Genomic DNA, 18,002 nt, shown 5'->3' on the forward strand with positions numbered 1-18,002 from the left:
AACATCCCTTTCTGCAAAGAAAGATGAAAACGTTGTCATGGTTGGTCCAACCTGAACAAATCCTAAGCGCTTGATACCCAGGCTGGCATAACAGCTACAGCTACAGCTGGGGCGTCCATGCGCGCAAAAAAAACGATGACAGGAGACGAGATGAGCAGCAATGACACGCATGGCGACGCGATCCGCAGGATCGTCATCGTGGGCGGCGGCACCGCAGGCTGGATGACGGCGGCGCCGCTGGCCCAGCGCCTGGCGCGCCACCCCACCCAGCCCTGCGAGGTAACCCTGGTGGAATCGCCCGAGATCGGCACCATCGGCGTCGGCGAGGCGACCCTGCCCACGATCCGCATCTACAACGAAGCGCTGGGCCTGGATGGCGCCGACTTTGTCAGCAAGACACAGGCCAGTTTCAAGCTGGGCATCGAATTCAAGGACTGGGGCCACGTCGGCAATCGCTTCTTCCACGCCTTCGGCGATTTCGGCCCGCCGCTGGCCGGCTTCGGCGCGCACCAGCACTGGCTGCGCCTGGCGCAGGCTTTCAACAACATGCCGGATCTGGAGAACTGGTCGATGCCCTCGGTCATGGCGCGCCACGGCAAGTTCATCCCCCCGAATGAGGAAACGCCCGGCATGACCGACGCTTATTCCTACGGTTTCCATTTCGACGCCAGCCTGTACGCCAAGTATCTGCGCGACTACGCCGTGGCGCGCGGCGTCCGGCGCATCGAGGGCATGGTCGTCGATGTCGAGCAGCATCCGGAGAGCGGCTTCGTCACCGCCGTGAAGCTGCGCGACGGCCGCCGCGTCGAAGGCGACCTGTTCATCGACTGCTCGGGCTTCCGCGGCCTGCTGATCGAAGGCGCGCTGAAGGCGGGCTACGAGGACTGGAGCGAGTATCTGCCCTGCAACAGCGCGCTGGCCGTGCCCTGCGCCTCGGTGCCGCAGCTGACGCCCTACACCCGCTCCACCGCGAAGGAAGCCGGCTGGCTCTGGCGTATCCCGCTGCAGCATCGCACCGGCAATGGCCACGTGTACAGCAATGGCTTCACCAGCGACGAGCGGGCGCGCCGCGTGCTGCTCGACGGCCTCGACGGCGCCGCGCTGGACGAGCCGCGCCAGATACGCTTCGTCACCGGGCGGCGGCGCAAGTCCTGGGTCAAGAACGTGGTCGCGATCGGCCTGTCGGCGGGCTTCGTCGAGCCGCTGGAATCGACCAGCATCAACCTGATCGAAACGGCGGTGGGCAAGCTGCTCGAACTGTTCCCGGACCGCGATTGCCGCCCTGAGCTGGCCGACGAATTCAACCGCGTCATGGGCATCCGTTACGAATCGGTGCGCGACTTCATCATCCTGCACTACAAGCTGACCAAGCGCGACGATTCGGAATTCTGGCGCTACTGCGCCAACATGGCGATCCCGGATTCGCTGCGCCACCAGATCGAGCTGTTCCGCGAGACCGGGCGCGTGGCGATCGTCGATCGCGGCGGCTTCGCCGAGCCCTCGTTCGTGGCGATGATGATGGGCCTCGGCGTGGTGCCGAAGCGCTACGACCCGCTGGCCGACCGCGTCGACATCCGCGCGGTGCACGGCCACTTCGCCGAACTGCGCAGCATGATCGCACAGGCAGTGACGCGGATGCCGGATCACGGCGCCTATGTCGCGGGCCAGGCGGCGGCGGGCGTTTCACCCAATCACAAACTTATGGAGGCATGAACTTTCCAACGAGCACTTGCGTTATGAATTATGGAATACAAAAAACACCTATAAGAGGGAGAGAGACAATTGAATAAGTTACAAAAAACGGCGATCGCCGCTGCGGTCGCACAGCTTGTCGTGTTGCACACCAGCCCGGCATGGGCCCAAACGGCAGAGGCCACCAACCCCGGGACTGTCGTGGTGGTGAGCGGCCAGCGCGCCGCGCTGCAATCCGCACAAAAACTCAAGCAGGACGCCGACGAAGTCGTCGATTCGATCGTCGCCGAAGACATCGGCAAGCTGCCGGACCGTTCGGTCACCGAGGTGCTGCAGCGTATCGCCGGCGTCACCATCGACCGCAACATGGCGGGCGACCCGAACCGCCAATCGGTCGAGGGCTCCGGCGTGTCGGTGCGCGGCCTGACGTACGTGCGTTCGGAAATCAACGGCCGCGACGCGTTCTCCGCCGGCGGCGGCCGCTCGCTCGGTTTCGCCGACGTGGCGCCGGAACTGATGGCCGGCGTTGATGTCTACAAGAATCCGTCCGCGGAACAGGTCGAAGGCGCTGTCGCCGGCCTGGTCAATCTGCGCACCGCCATGCCGTTCGACTACAAGGGCTTCAAGGGGATGATGGGCGTGTCGGAATCCTATTCCACGCTGCGCGAGGGCAAACCTTCCCCGACGGGCAACATCCTGCTGTCGAACCGCTGGGCCACGGACTTCGGCGAATTCGGCGCCCTGGTCAATTTCGCCCATGCGAAGAGCCCCAGCCGGTCGGACGGCGTGGGCGTCGATCCGTACTTCCCGCACGTGAACTCCACCGACCCGGCCAAGTACGACCGCAACAAGACGCAATGGATTCCGCTGGGGGTCGGCTATCGCTCGCAGGACTTCGACCGCACCCGCCGCGGCGACTACGCGGCCCTGCAGTGGCGGCCGAACAAAGACCTGACGGCCGGGCTGACCTACTTCAAGACCCGCTACAAGGAAGACCTGGACGAGCACGTGGTGGCCTCGTCCGAAGACAAGTGGTACCAGCAGGTTGCCAGCTCCAACTCGGTCTTCGACAGCAATGGCGCGTTCCAGAGCGGCACGATCTCGAACCCGACCTATGGCGGTTCGCCGTTCAACAGCTCGCAGCGTATCAACACGCGTGAATCCGGCACCCGCGACATCGCCCTGAACGTCCAATGGCGCATCTCGCCGTCCCTGAGCTGGACCAACGACTTCCAGCATGTGCGTTCGACCACCGAGGGCTTCGACGCCGACGTATCGACCGGCTTCATCCTGCCGAACCAGACCATGGATATGACCGGCACGGTTCCGCAGATCGGCCTCGGTTCGGCGGCCTACATGGCCGACCCGAAAAACTACTACTGGGCCTATACCCAGGAAGCGCTGGACCGCGCCAAGGCCACCCAGAAAGCGTGGAAATCCGACGTCAAGTTCTCGTTCGACGACCCGGTGCTGCGCGACATCCGCTTCGGCGTCCGCATGGCCGACCGCGAAGGCGAAAACCACAAGGCCCAGAAGTTCTACAACTGGCAGGCGATCACCTTCCCGTGGATGGAAGGCTGGCAGATCAACGGCGTTGCCCGCCTGAGCGATCCGCGCTTCGCCGGCGGCGCTTCGCTGCAGACGATCGACAACTTCTTCGGCGGCAAATACAACCTGCCGCCGATGCTGTTCGCGGACGCGGCAACGGTGCGCGGTTTCCCTGACCAATGGAGCAAGATCCACGCCTACCACGATGTCCTGTGCGCCGAAAAAGGCTCGACCTGCGATCCGTGGAAGCCGGCGACCTTCAACGACCCTGCCGCCACCAACACGCAGACCGAGAAGACCCGCGCCGCCTACACGCAACTGCGCTTCGGCTGGGATGAGCTCAAGTACCCGATCGACGGCAACGTCGGCATCCGCTACGTGAGGACCAGGAGCGCCGGCAGCGGTTACGTCGCGTACACGCCGCCGTCCATCCCCTCCATCCCCGCCGGCGCCCCCGTGACCGGCCAGGACAAACTGATCAACATCGCGCAGTTCGCGCAGGCGCAGTCGTTCAGCAATTCGTACGACAATTGGCTGCCGAGCCTGAACCTGCGCATGAAGGCCAGCAACGAACTGCAGTTCCGCTTTGCGGCGGCCAAGGCCATGGCGCGTCCGGACTTCAACCAGCTCCAGGTACAGACCACGCTGAGCGCCACGCACCTGCAGACCGTCACCAAGGACGCCTCCGGCAATGCGACTGCGGTGCGGTTCGACGGCACCAGCCTGACCGGCACCAGCGACGGCAACCCGCTGCTGAAGCCGACCACGTCGACCAACGTCGACCTGACCGCCGAGTGGTACTTCGCCAAGGCCGGTTCGCTGACGTTCTCCTTGTTCAACAAGGACCTCAAGGACATCGTCATCACGAAGAACTACGGGTACACGGCAACGGACACCACCGGCAAGCCGCAGACGTTCGTGGTCACCGGTCCGGTCAACGGTGCCAAGGGCTATGCCCGCGGTTTCGAGATCGCCCACCAGCAGTACTACGATTTCGTGCCCGACTGGCTGCGCGGCATCGGCACCCAGGCAAGCTGGACCTACGTGAAGAGCGAGCGCACGCTGAAAGACCCGGTGTATGAAGCATGGTGCTCGGGTAACGATGCCTCATCCAACTTCAACCTGAGCATCAACGGCTGCGATACCGATGCGCGTGCGTTCGGCAAGACTCCGCTGCAGGGCCTGTCGCGTAACACGGTTAACTTCGCGCTCATGTACGAGCAGCATGGCCTGTCGATGCGCCTGGCCTACAACTGGCGCTCGCGCTACCTGCTGGGCGTGAACCAGTGGGGCAGCCGCGGCAACAACGGCCTGAACACGAATCCGGCCGCCGATGCGAGCAGGTACCTGATCCCGACCACCAACAACGATCAGGCCTTTGGTCTGCCGCTGTACCAGGCGGCGTACGGCCAGGTGGATGCGTCGATCTTCTATGACTTCACGGACAAGTTCCGTGTCGGCCTGGAAGGGACCAACCTGACGAACTCGTACACGCGCCAGATCATGGAGCAGCACGCGGGCGACTTCACCCGCCAGGTCTTCATGAGCGGCCCGCGCTACACCCTGCTGGCACAGTACTCGTTCTGATGAACAGACAGGTTTAAGCTATATCGACACCCACCGCCGCCCGGGCCCACAAAGCCCCGGCGGCGGTTTTTTTTCAACACGCTCCGCCGTCGCCATTGCCGCTGCGGCGGCCAAATTCATCGAGATTGTTTTCCTGTTCTTCATGGAGTAGGGATGAGGTCGATCGCGTCGTACGAATAGCCTGGGCTGAGGAAGCGCACGCCGCTGGAGCCGCTGATGGCCGTCAGCGTCAGCACGTTTTGCCCCACCACCAGTTCGCTGGCCGGGATGTCGTAGGTGTACAGGGTGTTGTTGCCGCGATAGTTGCCGACGGTGAGCGTGCGCGTGCCGGGCTGGGTCGACGCCGCCGGATTGGCCGGAATCCAGCCATTGAGCTGCGGCTTGGGACGGCCGCCCGCAAACGCCACGGTGATGCCGATGCGCAGCGTCAGCGGCGCGATCTGGTTCGCCGCCAGGTTGAAGCGCACCACGATGTTGCCGTTCACATCCTTCCACTGGTAGGCCGGGAAGCCGGTTGCCGCGCTGGATGTGCCGACCGTGTAGTCGCCCGGCGTCCACGTCGCCATGCGCACGTCGGACGGATGCATGGTGCTCACCTTGTCGCCGTTGAGGAATTCGGCCGGCGAGCCATCCCAGTCGCCGATGCGCCACAGCGGCGTGACGGCGCTCGGGTCGCCGGCGATGCTGATGGTGTTGAGCGCGCTGGCGGTGCCGGCCGTGACGGTCACCGTGCGCGTATCGACCGCCAGCTCGTTCTTGTAGATCTTCATCGTGTAGGTGCCGGGCAGCATGCCGGTGCTGTAGAAATGGCCGTCGGCGGCGTCGGCGTCCACCCAGTACTGCGCGGTCGCATTGGCAAAGCCGACGGTGTAGGTGTGACTGCCGTCGCGTCCGGCGATGCCGACGCCGGCCACGGCGCCGCGCGCATTCGGCGCCACATAGCCGGTCAATCCCATGGCGCCGAACCACGCGGTATCGACCGCGCCAGGCGCCGCGCCGTTGGTGAAGGCCAGCGTGTAGCTGTTGAGGATGCCCGGGCGGAAGGCTTCGGTCTGGCCCTCGCCATAGTTGATGATGTAGGTCAGCTCCTGGGTGGTGTCGGTGCCCTGGTTCAGCAGGCTGCGGTAGAACGGGCCGCCGGAATTGCCCTCGTTGTTATCGCGCAGTATCCACAGGCCGGCGCTGGCGCTGGTGGCGCCGATGTAACGCCAATCTTTCAGGCGCATGCCGGAATAGTGCTTGGAGCGGGTTTCGCCGTTGGCCAGGCCGAAGATGTCGCCCGACTCGATGGCGCCGGTGTTGTTGCGGATGTCGGACGGGACCGGGCCGTCGGGCAGCGCGGCGATCGGCACGCGGACGATGAAGCGCGCCAGGTTCAGCGTGTCCGGCTCGCTGGTGAAGTAAGTGCCCATGTAGATATTGGGCTCGCCTTTCTTGGCCAGGTAGTAGTGGGTCAGCGCGCCGGCCTGCACGGTGACCTTGACGTAGTCGGTGCCGACGGTGGTGGCGGCGACGCCGACGGCGGAGGTATTCTTGTACAGGTAGTCGAAGCCGGAGTTGAGCTGCGTGCCGCGCGCCTGGTCCTGGTACTGCACGCCGTTGTAGATCATGGAAGCGATGTCGCCGGCCGATTGCGTGCTGACGCCGTTGTCGAGCCGCCGTATCTTGAACACCAGGCCGGCGCCGGTGTCGACCGTGTAGAAGTCGGCGTCTTCGGTCAGGCCGAAGCCGCCGGCCGCCGCCAGCTGCGCGCCGCCCGCCTTGAGCAGCATGGCGCTGGCGGATGTTTGTTCGGGGGCGGTGCTGTCGCCGCCGCAGCCGGCCAGCATGGCGGCGGTTGCGGCGATAGCAGGGAGCAGGGCACTCCGCAGGGGCTGGTACATGGGATCTCCTCGTTGTGTTGTTGTCCGAGGAGTATCACTGCAAGCGGCGCGGCCTTATATGGGGTGAACGCAACAATTAATAATTAATCATGCTGTTGATTAAAATTTAAGTTTTTGGATATCGATGCGGGCGGAACGATGCCGCCGCGGATATCGGATCAGCGGTGGTTGCCGATGCGCAGGTCGAATTTCCAGGTCACCAGCCGGACCACGGTGATGAAGGCGGCGCTGGCCCACAGCGCGAAATCGTCGGAGACGTCGGTGTATTGCAGTCCGATGTACATCCAGCAGCCGAAGAAGGCGCAGATGGCGTAGGGTTTGCCGTCGCGGAACACCATCGGCACTTCGTTGCAGACGATATCGCGCAGCACGCCGCCGAAGATGCCGGTGATCACGCCCATCATCGAGGCGATGAACAGCGGCATGTGCGCGGCTTGGGCCTGCGACACGCCGGCCACGGCGAACAGGCCGAGGCCGATGGCGTCGGCGATCACGATCAGGCGTTCGGACAGGATCTGGCGCAGCGTGCGCATCAGCGGCACGGCGATCAGCGCCAGCACGAAGATCAGGATCGCGTATTCCTGGTGCATGACCCAGAACAGCGGCCGCTTGTCGAGCAGGATGTCGCGCAGCGTGCCGCCGCCGAAGGCGGTGATGAAGGCCACCGTGAACACGCCGACCAGGTCCATGCGCTTGCGGCGCGCTTCCACGAATCCTGAAAAGGCGCCGACCAGAATCGCCACGACCTCAATGATGGTGACGAGGGAGGCATGGACCGGGACAATCTTCATGTAGGCGTTGGACAAGTTGGTGATGCACATAGGTTAACATGCCAAACCGTCCACGTGTAGATCTGTTGCATTCGATTAATGTTTGCCAGGCGCATGCCGCCGCAGAGTCCGCCGCAACTTGTCGGATGCTAACGATAACTTATCTAAGTGTCTAGCTATTTCTTTGCAAGGTGCTGAATTACGACATCTGGCGGGGCAGGACGATAAAAATTTGCGCATTTTTCGCACGGGGTGATATCGTTCCCACATCGAATAAGCTGTTTTTCAGGGATTTTTTTTAGCCGTGTGTGATAACGTTATCTCATGGCGTAGCTCGGAGTTGTTGAATTCTAATTAATAACTGGAGATGTTGATGCAGAACCATCGTACTAAGCAAAATATGCAGGTCCGCCCACTGGTCGTTGCCGTGTCGCTGGCGTTAGCGGGCATCGCCGCAGGCGACGCTTGGGCAGAGCAGGCCGCGACCGCCGCCCCTTCGGATGGCGGCGCCAAGCTCGAATCGGTGATCGTCACCGCCAATAAAAGAGCGCAGAACCTGCAAGACGTGCCGGCGGCAATCAGCGTGCTGAACGACGCGATCCTGCAGCGTAACAATGTGCGGGATGTGGATGACTTGCCCGCGCTGTCGCCTGCGCTGACGATCAGCTACGGCAATCAGCCGGGGAATAACTCGATCAATATGCGCGGCATCGGCACCTACTCATTGGGCATCGGCGTGGAGGCCGATGTCTCCATCGTCATCGATGACATTCCCATCGGCATTCAGGCCAACGCCTTCAAGGACTTGGCCGACGTCAATCGCATCGAAGTGTTAAAAGGTCCGCAAAGCACCTTGCTGGGCAAGAGCTCGATCGCTGGCGCGGTGAGTATTACAACCAAGCCTATCGAGAGCAACTGGCGTACCCGCACCAGCACCCTGGTCACGAACGACAATGAATGGCGGGCGACGGCGTCCACCTCGGGCGCGCTGAGCGACACCGTTCGCGTGCGCCTGGCGGGCAGCCGCACCGGATTCGCCGGCGTGCTCGACAATCTGACGAATGGCGGCCACATGAACGGCTCCTACAATACGACCGTCGCCGGCAAGATGGAATGGACACCGGCCGACAATCTTGAAGTGGTGTTCTCGCCGCACGCCAATCGTAGCAAAGTGAACTGCTGCCTGTCGGCCTACACCTCGATGACCCCGGGCGGACTGTACCAAAATATCGCCCAGCTTCCGGCGTCCCAGGTCCTGTCCGGGATTCCGATTGGGCCAGGCAATATCGCCATACGCACCGACTATCCCGCCGGCGGCCAATCGCGCGACGCCGGCGGCGGCTTGAAGGTCTCGTACACCTTTGGCGATGACTCGCCGCTGGCCAAGCACGTACTGAGTTCGATCACGTCCTACCAAACCTACCGGATGGAGGATTTCCAGGATATCGACGGCCTCGACGCCGACGTGCTGAGGTACACATTGATTGATGGAAAACCGAGCGGCTTCACCGGCGGCCAGTACCAGACCGGCATGTTCGGCGTGCAGTCGCGCACCCAGGAGTTGCGCTTGACCTCACCCGACGCCGGCGCATTCCGTTACGTGGCCGGCCTGTGGTACGGCGATAACCGCCTGGAGCGGGAATTGAAAAAATCGCCGATCGGCTCCATCGTTTCCTGGTACAACGCCCACGCGCGCAATACCAGCTACGCCGTGTTCGGCCAGTCCTCCTGGGAATTTATCAAGGACACCAGCCTGATTACCGGCCTGCGCCTGAACCGCGAAGACACCGGCTACGATTTCACGCGTTTCACGCCGCCGCCATCCGGCACGCGCACACCGATCGACTATCTGACCAAAAAAGACAGCAACAACGACGTCACCGGAAAAATCGGTCTCGAGCATCATGTCGACGCCGACACCATGGTGTATGGACTGTTTTCGACGGGACATAAGGGCGTTGCCTATGACTTGACCAGCAGCCTGACCGCGGCCATCGCCGCCAACCAGCCGGTGCCGGCGGAAACGGCAAAGAACTACGAGCTGGGCGCCAAACTGTCGCTGCTGGACAACCGCGCGATGGTGAATATCGCGCTGTTCCGAACCGACTTCAGCGGCTTCCAGCAATCGGCCGGCTTCATCGATCCGGATGGCCAGTACCGTACCACCTTGCACAGCATCGGCGGCCTGCGCACCAGTGGCCTGGAGGTCGATGCAAACTGGCGTGCCAGCCGTGAGCTGACGCTGAATGGCGGCTTCGCGTTCACCAGGGCCATCATCACCGATTTTGAAAACGGCCCTTGCTACAGCGTCCTGAGCGCCGATGGCAAGAGCGTCGTCCCGGGCGGGAATTGCGCGCCGAATCCGAAGTTCAATAACACCAACGTGGCGAATCTGAAGGGTAAAACGCTGCCGAACGCGCCCAAGATAAAAATCAACCTTGGCGGCCAATACGATCTGCCGTTGCCGGAACGCGGTGTCATCGCCTTTGCCAGCGCGGCGTATCGCTGGCAGAGCGCTACCGAGTTCAGCTTGAATCAGGATCCCGCCAATATCCAGGGCGCCTATGGCATCGCCAATTTCGGCATCGGCGTCAAGGATAAAAAGGATGCGTTCAAACTCAGCTTCTTCGTGAACAACCTGTTCGATAAGAGTTACGCGCGTGGCCTGGGCAGTTCGCTGGGCAGCAATTTCAGTGTGAAGGCGCCCAACGCGGATCCGCACCTGGTGAACTATACGACCTGGACGCCGGCGCGTGACTACACCCGCTACTTCAGCGTACGCCTCGATACCGCTTTCTGACGGGATATGCGATGAAACGTCGGGACTTTATTGGTGGTATGGCCACGGCGGCCGGCATGTGCATGGGCGGTTCCGGGGCGGCCGCGCCGGCGGCGGCGCCGGACGCAGGCGCCCGCGGCTACATGGTGGACCTGCTGCTCAAGATGGCGATGCCGGTGTTGCAGGCGATGGCGCAGGGACAGTTGCAGCGGCGCTTTCCCGTCGAGCTGAGTCCGACCTGGTATGGAGGCGACCCCCGCTTCTGCTACCTGGAATGCCTGGGGCGCCTGATGGCGGGCATCGCTCCGTGGCTGGCGCTGCCGGACGACGACAGCGCCGAGGGCAAACTACGCCGTCAGGTGCGTGAACTGGCATTGCAAAGTATCGCCAACGCGGTCGATCCGGCCAGCGCCGACTATGTCGCCTGGGGCGCGGGCAACCAGACCCTGGTCGACTCCTCGTACCTGACGAACGCGCTGATGCGCGCGCCGGAGGCGCTGTGGCGGCCGCTCAGCGCGCAGACCAGGCAGCGCGTGGTGGCGGAGATCAAGGGCGTGCGCCGGTTTGAGCCGCCGTACAACAACTGGCTGCTGTTCTCGGCGATGAACGAAGCTTGGCTGTTCTCGGTGGGGGAGCAGGGCGACATCGTGCGCCTGAGCACCGGCGTGAGAAAAGTGAACGAATGGTATGTGGGCGACGGCTGGATCAAGGATGGAGAAGCGTTCCACTTCGACTACTACAACTCCTATGTGATGTGGCCGATGCTGCTGGAAATCCTGGAGCAGATGGGGAAGACGGGCCTCGCGGTCTTCCGCGACCCGCCGGCGCAGATGTTCGCGCAAACGCTGAAACGCACGCAGCGCTATTGCGAGCACCTGGAGCGCCTGATTTCGCCGGAGGGGAGCTATCCGATCATCGGGCGCTCGATGACCTACCGGACGGGGGCCTTCCAGCCGCTGGCCTTGCTGGCGTTGCGCAAGCAACTGCCCGCTTCGCTGCCGGAAGGGCAGGTGAGGGCCGCGCTGCACGCCGCGCACCAGGCCGTGTGGCGCAACCCGACCAACTTCAGCCAGGACGGTTTCCTGACCCTGGGTTTCGCCGGCCACAACCCGGGCATCGCCGATACATACTCCAACAACGGCAGCATGTACATCGCCTCCACCGGCCTGCTCACGCTCGGCCTGGCGGCCAGCGACAGCTACTGGACGACGCCGCCGCTGGATTGGACCCAGAAGAAGGCCTACGCCAATATGCCGTTCCCCAAAGACTATGCTGTGGACTATTAACGCTATGCACCCAATGTCATCACCTGCCCAGGCGGCCCATCGCTGGCACACCCGCTACCTGCTATCGATTGCCGGCATGGGCGGCCTGTTGTACGGCATCGATGTCGGCATTATCGCGGGCGCCTTGCCCTACCTCGAATCGACCGCCTCGGTGTCATGGCATCTGAATGCGCAGCAACTGGGTTTCGTCGTCGCGGCGGTATTGCTGGGGAGTGTGTTGTCCTCGCTGCTGGCCGGCGCCCTGGCCGATCTGATCGGCCGGCGCGCCACCATGCTGCTGGCCGGCGTGCTGTTCTGCGCCAGCATCCCCGTCATGGCCATGGCCGGCGGCTATACGGCGCTGCTGCTGGGCCGCCTTTTGCAAGGCATCAGCGGCGGCTTGATCGGCGTGGTCGCGCCGCTGTATCTGGCTGAATGCCTGTCCCCGCAATTGCGCGGGCGCGGCGCCGCGCTGTTTCAGCTGCTGCTGACCGTGGGGCTGGTGATGGCCGCGCTGATCGGCCTGTACTACGCGCGCCAGGTCGAGGGCGCCGCCGGGCACAGCGACGCCGCCGCGCTGTTCGCCATCAAGGATCAGGCTTGGCGCGACATCTTCTGGTTTTGCCTGGCGCCGGGCCTGGCGTTTACCATTGGCGTCCTGAAGCTGAGCGAATCGCCGCGCTGGCTGCTGCGCCGTGGCCGGCTGGAGCAGGCCCGCGCGGCGCTGTTGCGCAGCCGGCCGACGACGGAAGCCGAAGCCGAACTGCGCGACATGGAACAGACCATCGCGGCGCCCCGTGACGCTTCAGCATCACGTCACGGCGACAGCCTGCTGAGCCGCCGCTATGTCTATCCCTTCCTGCTGGCCTGTGCGATCCTGGCCTGCAACCAGGCCACCGGCATCAATTCCATCCTGGCTTACGCCGTCAATATCCTAGGGCAGGCCGGCCTGCCGGGTACGCTGGCCAACCTGGGGGACGTTTGCATCAAGCTGCTGAACGCTTTGATGACCGTCGCCGCGCTGCTGCTGGTCGACCGCAAGGGGCGCAAGTTCCTGCTGATGCTGGGCAGCGGCGGCATCGTCGTTTCGCTGCTGCTGGCGGGCCTGTTGTTCCAGTCCGCCGAAAGCGGCGGCGCCGATCTGCGCGCCGCGCTGCAAGCCCGGGCGGCGCATGACGCGCTGACACTGGAGCTCACCCCGGCCAGCCTGCGCGCCATCGGCGCACCGCCGCGCGCAGCGGGCGCCATGCAGTTCACGGTGGCCTATTCCTACGGCGACTTTACCAACGTCCAGACGCTGCGCGTCGACAGCGACGGCGTCGCGCCCACGCTGCGCATCACCCGCGCCGCCACCGTGGAAGAGGACAGCGTCATCGGCCGCCTGTTCCGCCGCCTGCACCTGAATCCCTTTGCCGACCCGGCGCTGGCCGCCGGCGCGCCGCTGCGCATCGAGAAGGCCGTGCTCGGCGCGGTGCCGTCGCGGCAACACGGCTGGCTGGTGGCCGCCTGCATCTTCGGCTTTGTCGCCTTCTTCGCGGTCGGCCCCGGTGTCTGCGTCTGGCTGGCGCTATCGGAACTGATGCCCACGCGTATCCGTTCCAACGGCATGAGCATCGCCTTGCTGATCAACCAGTTCGTCTCCACCGTCATCGCCGCCATCTTCCTGCCGACCGTGGGCAAGCACGGCTACGCACCCATGTTTTACTTCTGGGCCGGCTGCACGCTGCTGTACTTCCTGATCGCCGCCTTCGTGCTGCCCGAAACCAAAGGGAAGACACTCGAGGAAATCGAAACCAGGTTCGCCCGCTGAACACGCCACACACTGAGGAGTTTCGTTTGAGCATACGTATCAACACCCTGCTGCGCAGCGCGCTGCTGGCCTGCTGCGCGGCGATCGGTGCCACCACCGCCAGTACCGCCACAGCGGCGCAGGATCCCTATCAGCAGATGCGTTTGCGCTGGCAATCGCGCCTGGCGGGCGACGGCGGCGCCGAAGCAGGCGCGGTCGTCGCCCGCGCCGCACAGCGCCATCTGGACGGCATGTTCACCGATCCGGCCGCCGCCGCGCTGTGGGCGGACGCCGGCGACTGGCGGCAAGCGAACGGCATCGCGGCATCCGCCGTCATCACCGCCAACTACCAGCGCCTGGAAGCGATGGCGCTGGCATATGCCGACCCGGGGAGCCCGCTGCATGCCAGCGCACGCCTGCGCGACGCCATCCTGCACGGCCTGGACTGGATGGAGCGCCATCACTACCACGCCGGCATGCAGGCCTACGGCAACTGGTGGGACTGGCAGATCGGCACACCGCTGCGGCTGGTCAACACGCTGACGCTGATGCATCCCGACCTGCCGGCCGGCCTGCTGGCGCGCTGCCTGGCCGCGATCGACCATTTCGATCCCGACCCCACGCGCCGCACCCTGCGCGACGGCACGCCCGGACCGGAAACCGAAACCGGCGCCAACCGCTTGGACAAGGCGCTGGCGGTCGGCCTGCGCGGCGTACTGGGCCGCTCGGAGCGCCACATTACCGCCGCCCGCGACGCCGTCGCCCAGACGCTGGAACCGGTCACCAGCGGCGACGGCTTCTATGCCGACGGCTCCTTCGTCCAGCACGGCCACATCGCCTACACAGGCAGCTACGGCCTGGTGGCGCTGGACGACTACGCCAAGCTGGTCTACCTGCACGCCGGCTCGCAATGGCCGCTGCCGGCCGCCACGCTGGACGGCATCCTGCACTGGGCGCGCCAGGCCTACGTGCCCTGGTTGTTCGACGGCGCCATGGCCGACGCCGTACGCGGCCGCCGTATCTCGTCCGAAATCCAGGACGATCACTATGCCGGCCGGCGCATCCTGGCGGCGCTGACCGCGCTGGCGCAAGCGGCTCCCGGCGGCCAGGCCGACGATCTGAAGGCCTTCGTCAAAGGCAGCGTGCAGCGTGACCCGTGGTTCAGCGGCGGGAGTCCCGATCCCGCCTTCAGCAGCTACGATCTGCGCCAGTTGCGCCAGCTGGCCGCCGATCCAGCCATCCCGGCCGCCGACGAAACACCCGGCGCGCGCATCGACGCCAGCATGGACCGGGCCCTCATGCACGGCAAGGATTTCGGCTTCGTGGTCAGCATGTACTCGGACCGCATCTCGGCCTTCGAATACGGCAACGGCGAGCATGCGCGCGGCTGGTGGAACGGCATCGGCATGACCTCGCTCTACAACGCCGACCGCACGCAATACGGCGGCCACTACTGGCCGACCATCGACGCCTGGCGCCTGCCCGGCACCACCACCGACCATAGCGGCAGCGGCCTGCCGCCGGCATGGGCCATGCTGGGCAACCGCGACGGCTGGGCCGGCGGCGCGCAGCTGGACGGCTATGCCGCGGTGGCGCTGAAATTCGATCTGCGCGATGTCACCGGCTCCGATCTGCGCGGCAAAAAATCATGGTTCCTGCTGGGCCAACGCATCGTCGCCACGGGCACCGGCATCAGCGGCAGCGGCGTGGCCGAAACCATCGTCGATAACCGCAAGCTGTCCGCGCCTGGGCGCGAGGTGCTGATCGTCGACGGCCATCCGCAAGCGGAAACCATGGGGGACGGCGCCAGCGTGGCCCATGCCGGCTGGGCGCACCTGGCCGGCAGCATGCCCGGCGCCGGCATCGGCTTTGTCTTCCCCGGCGGCAGCCCGCTGCAACTGCTGCGCGAATCCCGCAGCGGCAGCTGGCGCGACATCAACGCGATGGAAAGCCCCGCCATCGTGCGCAACGCCTTCCTCAGCCTGGCCATTCCACACGGCGCGCAGCCGCGCGACGCACGCTACAGCTACGTGCTGCTGCCCGGCGCCGACGCGGCCGCCACCGCCGCCTACGCGGCCAGTCCCGCCGTCACGCTGCTGGAAAACAGTGAGGCCGCCAGCGCCGTGCGCGATGCGTCACTGGGCCTGACCGCCGTCAACTTCTGGCAGCCGGCCGCTATCCGCATCGACGGCCAGCCCTACCTGTCGTCGGACGGCCCGGCCTCGGTGGTGGTGCATGAACAGCCCGGCAAGCTGGCGCTGAGCGTGGCCGAGCCTACCCAACACCGGCGGGATGACATCCTGATCGAACTGCAGCAACCGGCGTCCGCACTGCTGCGGTCCGATCCGCGCATCACGGTGCTGAGCCTGCAGCCGGTGCTGCGGCTCAAGGTCCATGTCGCCGGCAGTGCCGGACGCTCGCTGAGCGCCTCGTTCGCGCCGCTGCGCTGACCACCATTTTTTTGTCCCTTGCTTCGGAAGCCTCCATGACCCTGACCTCTACCTTGCCCTTCAAACCCGCGCTGCTGTGCGCCGCGCTGCTGGCCGCCTGCGCCTTACCCGCCGACCCGGCGCTGGCGGCGACGCCGGCCCAGTCGATCACCACCGGCGCCCCCGAGCTCGCGCCCGCCGCCGTGCTCAAGCTGATGGAACGTGTCGGCGACTGGCAACTGGCCCATCCCAGCGCCTGGCCCGACCACGACTGGACGCAGGCGGTCGGCTATACCGGTTTCATGGCGCTGGCCGGCGTCTCTGGCCAGCCGCGTTTCCGCGACGCCATGGCCGCACTGGGAAAACGCCGCGACTGGCAACTGGGACCGGACGAGTATCATGCCGACGACCAGACCATAGGCCAGACTTACGCCGAACTGTATCTGCAACTGCGCGATCCGAAAATGATCGCGCCGATGCGCGCCCAGTTCGACCGCATGCTGGCCGATCCGCGCGACGGTTCGCTGCAGTTCGACCTGCCGGGCAGCCTGCAGCGCTGGTCGTGGTGCGACGCGCTGTTCATGGCGCCGCCGGCCTGGATACGGCTGTACGCCGCCACCGGCGACGAGCGCTACCTGCAACGCGCGGTCGATCACTGGTGGCGCACGTCCGACTACCTGTACGACCCCGGCGAACATCTGTACTTCCGCGACAGCACCTATTTCAACCGCCGCGAAGCGAATGGCAAAAAGGTGTTCTGGAGCCGGGGCAATGGCTGGGTGATGGGCGGGCTGGTGCGCATGCTGCAATACCTGCCGGCCGGGCACCCGTCGCGCGCGCGTTTCGAACAGCAGTTCCGCGAAATGTCGGCGCGGCTGGTCACGCTACAGCAGGGCGACGGCCTGTGGCGCTCCAGCCTGCTCGATCCGGACAGCTACCCGTTGCAGGAAACCAGCGGCACCGCGCTGTACGCTTACGCGCTGGCCTGGGGCGTCAACCAGCAATTGCTGCCGGCCGAGCGGTATGGGCCATCGGTGCGCCGCGCCTGGCTGGCCTTGGCCGCCAGCGTCAAGCCGGACGGCAAGCTGACCCACGTGCAGCCCATCGGCAAGGATCCGAAAGCCTTTGACGACGACTTCACCGACATTTATGGCGTGGGGGCCATGCTGCTGGCCGGCAGCGAGGTCTACCGCATGGGCTTGCTGGAACGCGGCAAGCCGCAAGCGGTCACGGTCAGCAACGACAGCGCGCTGTTCCGCAGCGACGAAACCGTGGCGGCCAAGGTGCATGCGAAAAATCCGGTGGTGATGGATGCGCTGACCTCGCGCGTGCTGAACAGCCAGCCAGGGGAGGGCGGGGTGCTGTTCCAGGCGGTGCTGGGCGCGGGCGACCGCCGCCGCTACCTGGTGCTGGACCGGGCGGCGCTGCCGGCGGTGCCGCCGGCCGACGTCAAAACCCACGCCCGCTTCGTGCCGGAACGCTTTGACGACTTTGCCTGGGAAAGCGATCGCATCGCGCACCGCATGTACGGACCGGCACTGATGACCACGCCTGGTGAAATGCTGGTCAGCAGCGGCGTCGATGTCTGGGCCAAGTCGGTGCGCTGGCCGGTGATCGACGCCTGGTACCGCAGTGGCAACTATCACCAGGACCGTGGCGAAGGACTGGATTTCTACAGCGTCGGCCGCACGCTGGGCTGCGGCGGCATCGGCGCCTACAGCGATGGCCGGGTGTACAGCCCTGCCAACTTCAGCCAGTGGCGCGTGCTGGCCGACGGCCCGCTGCGTGCAGAGTTTGAACTGCGCTTCGCGCGCTGGGATGCGGCGGGAAGGCCGCTGTCGGAAGTGCGCCGCTTGTCGATCGATGCCGGTTCCAATTTCACCCGCGTGCAAAGCCGCTACGAGACCTCGTCCGCTGCGTTGTTGCCGGTGGCGGTGAGCATTGCCGCCGGCAACCACGACGGCCGCTATGCCGACGACGTCAAGGCCGGCTGGTTCAGCTACTGGCAGGCGCCGCAGGGCGACAATGGGAGTATCGGCTGCGCCGTTGTGGTGCCGGATGCCGATGGCCATGCCGCGCTGCCGGACCAGCGGCTGGCGCTGGCAAAGGCCAGGCCCGGACAGGATTTCGTCTACTACCTGGGTGCCGGCTGGAGCAAAGGCGATTTCGCCACGGCGGAAGCGTGGCAGGCCTACGTGCGCGACTATGCGGCCCGGCTCGCCGCGCCGCTGAAAGTCAGCGTGGACGCGCCGTAAACGCG

Annotated in this window: 9 protein-coding genes; 7 read left to right on the forward strand and 2 right to left on the reverse strand. The window is 65.1% G+C overall.

What is annotated here, in order from left to right:
* Positions 1-150 precede the first annotated feature (150 nt).
* Together ACEN9F_RS29080 and ACEN9F_RS29085 are read left to right on the forward strand one after the other, a co-directional pair.
* Entirely contained in the window at positions 151-1,713 is a 1,563-nt protein-coding gene (locus ACEN9F_RS29080; RefSeq protein WP_413425865.1) for a tryptophan halogenase family protein, read from the forward strand.
* Positions 1,714-1,782: 69 nt separating this feature from the next.
* On the forward strand, positions 1,783-4,827 hold the full coding sequence (locus ACEN9F_RS29085) for a TonB-dependent receptor (RefSeq protein WP_413425867.1): 3,045 nt from the start codon (positions 1,783-1,785) through the stop codon (positions 4,825-4,827).
* Positions 4,828-4,967: 140 nt separating this feature from the next.
* On the opposite strand, the gene ACEN9F_RS29090 is transcribed toward ACEN9F_RS29085, so the two are convergent.
* Both ACEN9F_RS29090 and ACEN9F_RS29095 read right to left on the reverse strand, forming a co-directional pair.
* Positions 4,968-6,710 carry a rhamnogalacturonan lyase B N-terminal domain-containing protein gene (locus ACEN9F_RS29090; protein WP_413425869.1) on the reverse strand — a complete coding sequence of 581 codons (1,743 nt, stop codon included), beginning with the start codon at positions 6,708-6,710 and terminating at the stop codon, positions 4,968-4,970.
* Positions 6,711-6,868: 158 nt separating this feature from the next.
* Complete coding sequence (locus ACEN9F_RS29095; RefSeq protein WP_413427215.1) at positions 6,869-7,501, reverse strand: trimeric intracellular cation channel family protein; 633 nt, start codon at positions 7,499-7,501, stop codon at positions 6,869-6,871.
* 352 nt (positions 7,502-7,853) lie between these two features.
* Here ACEN9F_RS29095 and ACEN9F_RS29100 point away from each other — a divergent pair, with 352 nt between their 5' ends.
* Genes ACEN9F_RS29100 through ACEN9F_RS29120 form a run of 5 tightly spaced genes read left to right on the forward strand, consistent with a single transcriptional unit; the run spans position 7,854 to position 17,997 of the window.
* Positions 7,854-10,280, forward strand: coding sequence for a TonB-dependent receptor (locus ACEN9F_RS29100; protein WP_413425871.1), 2,427 nt, complete (start codon positions 7,854-7,856; stop codon positions 10,278-10,280).
* An 11-nt stretch (positions 10,281-10,291) separates the two neighbouring features.
* The gene (locus ACEN9F_RS29105; protein WP_413425873.1) at positions 10,292-11,545 is read left to right on the forward strand and encodes a DUF2264 domain-containing protein; all 1,254 of its coding nucleotides are present in this window, start codon (positions 10,292-10,294) and stop codon (positions 11,543-11,545) included.
* Between the two features lie 13 nt (positions 11,546-11,558).
* Positions 11,559-13,334, forward strand: a complete 1,776-nt coding sequence (locus ACEN9F_RS29110; protein ID WP_413425875.1) for an MFS transporter — start codon at positions 11,559-11,561, stop codon at positions 13,332-13,334.
* A 26-nt stretch (positions 13,335-13,360) separates the two neighbouring features.
* Positions 13,361-15,763 carry a polysaccharide lyase 8 family protein gene (locus ACEN9F_RS29115; protein WP_413425877.1) on the forward strand — a complete coding sequence of 801 codons (2,403 nt, stop codon included), beginning with the start codon at positions 13,361-13,363 and terminating at the stop codon, positions 15,761-15,763.
* Positions 15,764-15,798: 35 nt separating this feature from the next.
* A complete protein-coding gene (locus ACEN9F_RS29120; RefSeq protein WP_413425879.1) occupies positions 15,799-17,997 on the forward strand; it encodes a glycoside hydrolase family 88 protein in 2,199 nt (732 codons plus the stop codon).
* Positions 17,998-18,002 lie beyond the last annotated feature (5 nt).

Origin of the sequence: Duganella sp. CT11-25, from assembly GCF_047302815.1 — a bacterium.
Lineage (GTDB): Bacteria > Pseudomonadota > Gammaproteobacteria > Burkholderiales > Burkholderiaceae_D > Rugamonas.

Excerpts from the sequence above, each read along its gene's own strand:
- ACEN9F_RS29080 (WP_413425865.1), top strand. The coding sequence starts at position 151 with ATGAGCAGCAATGACACGCATGGCGACGCGATCCGCAGGATCGTCATC.
- ACEN9F_RS29090 (WP_413425869.1), bottom strand. The coding sequence starts at position 6,710 with ATGTACCAGCCCCTGCGGAGTGCCCTGCTCCCTGCTATCGCCGCAACC.
- ACEN9F_RS29095 (WP_413427215.1), bottom strand. The coding sequence starts at position 7,501 with ATGAAGATTGTCCCGGTCCATGCCTCCCTCGTCACCATCATTGAGGTC.
- ACEN9F_RS29100 (WP_413425871.1), top strand. The coding sequence starts at position 7,854 with ATGCAGAACCATCGTACTAAGCAAAATATGCAGGTCCGCCCACTGGTC.
- ACEN9F_RS29105 (WP_413425873.1), top strand. The coding sequence starts at position 10,292 with ATGAAACGTCGGGACTTTATTGGTGGTATGGCCACGGCGGCCGGCATG.
- ACEN9F_RS29110 (WP_413425875.1), top strand. The coding sequence starts at position 11,559 with ATGTCATCACCTGCCCAGGCGGCCCATCGCTGGCACACCCGCTACCTG.
- ACEN9F_RS29120 (WP_413425879.1), top strand. The coding sequence starts at position 15,799 with ATGACCCTGACCTCTACCTTGCCCTTCAAACCCGCGCTGCTGTGCGCC.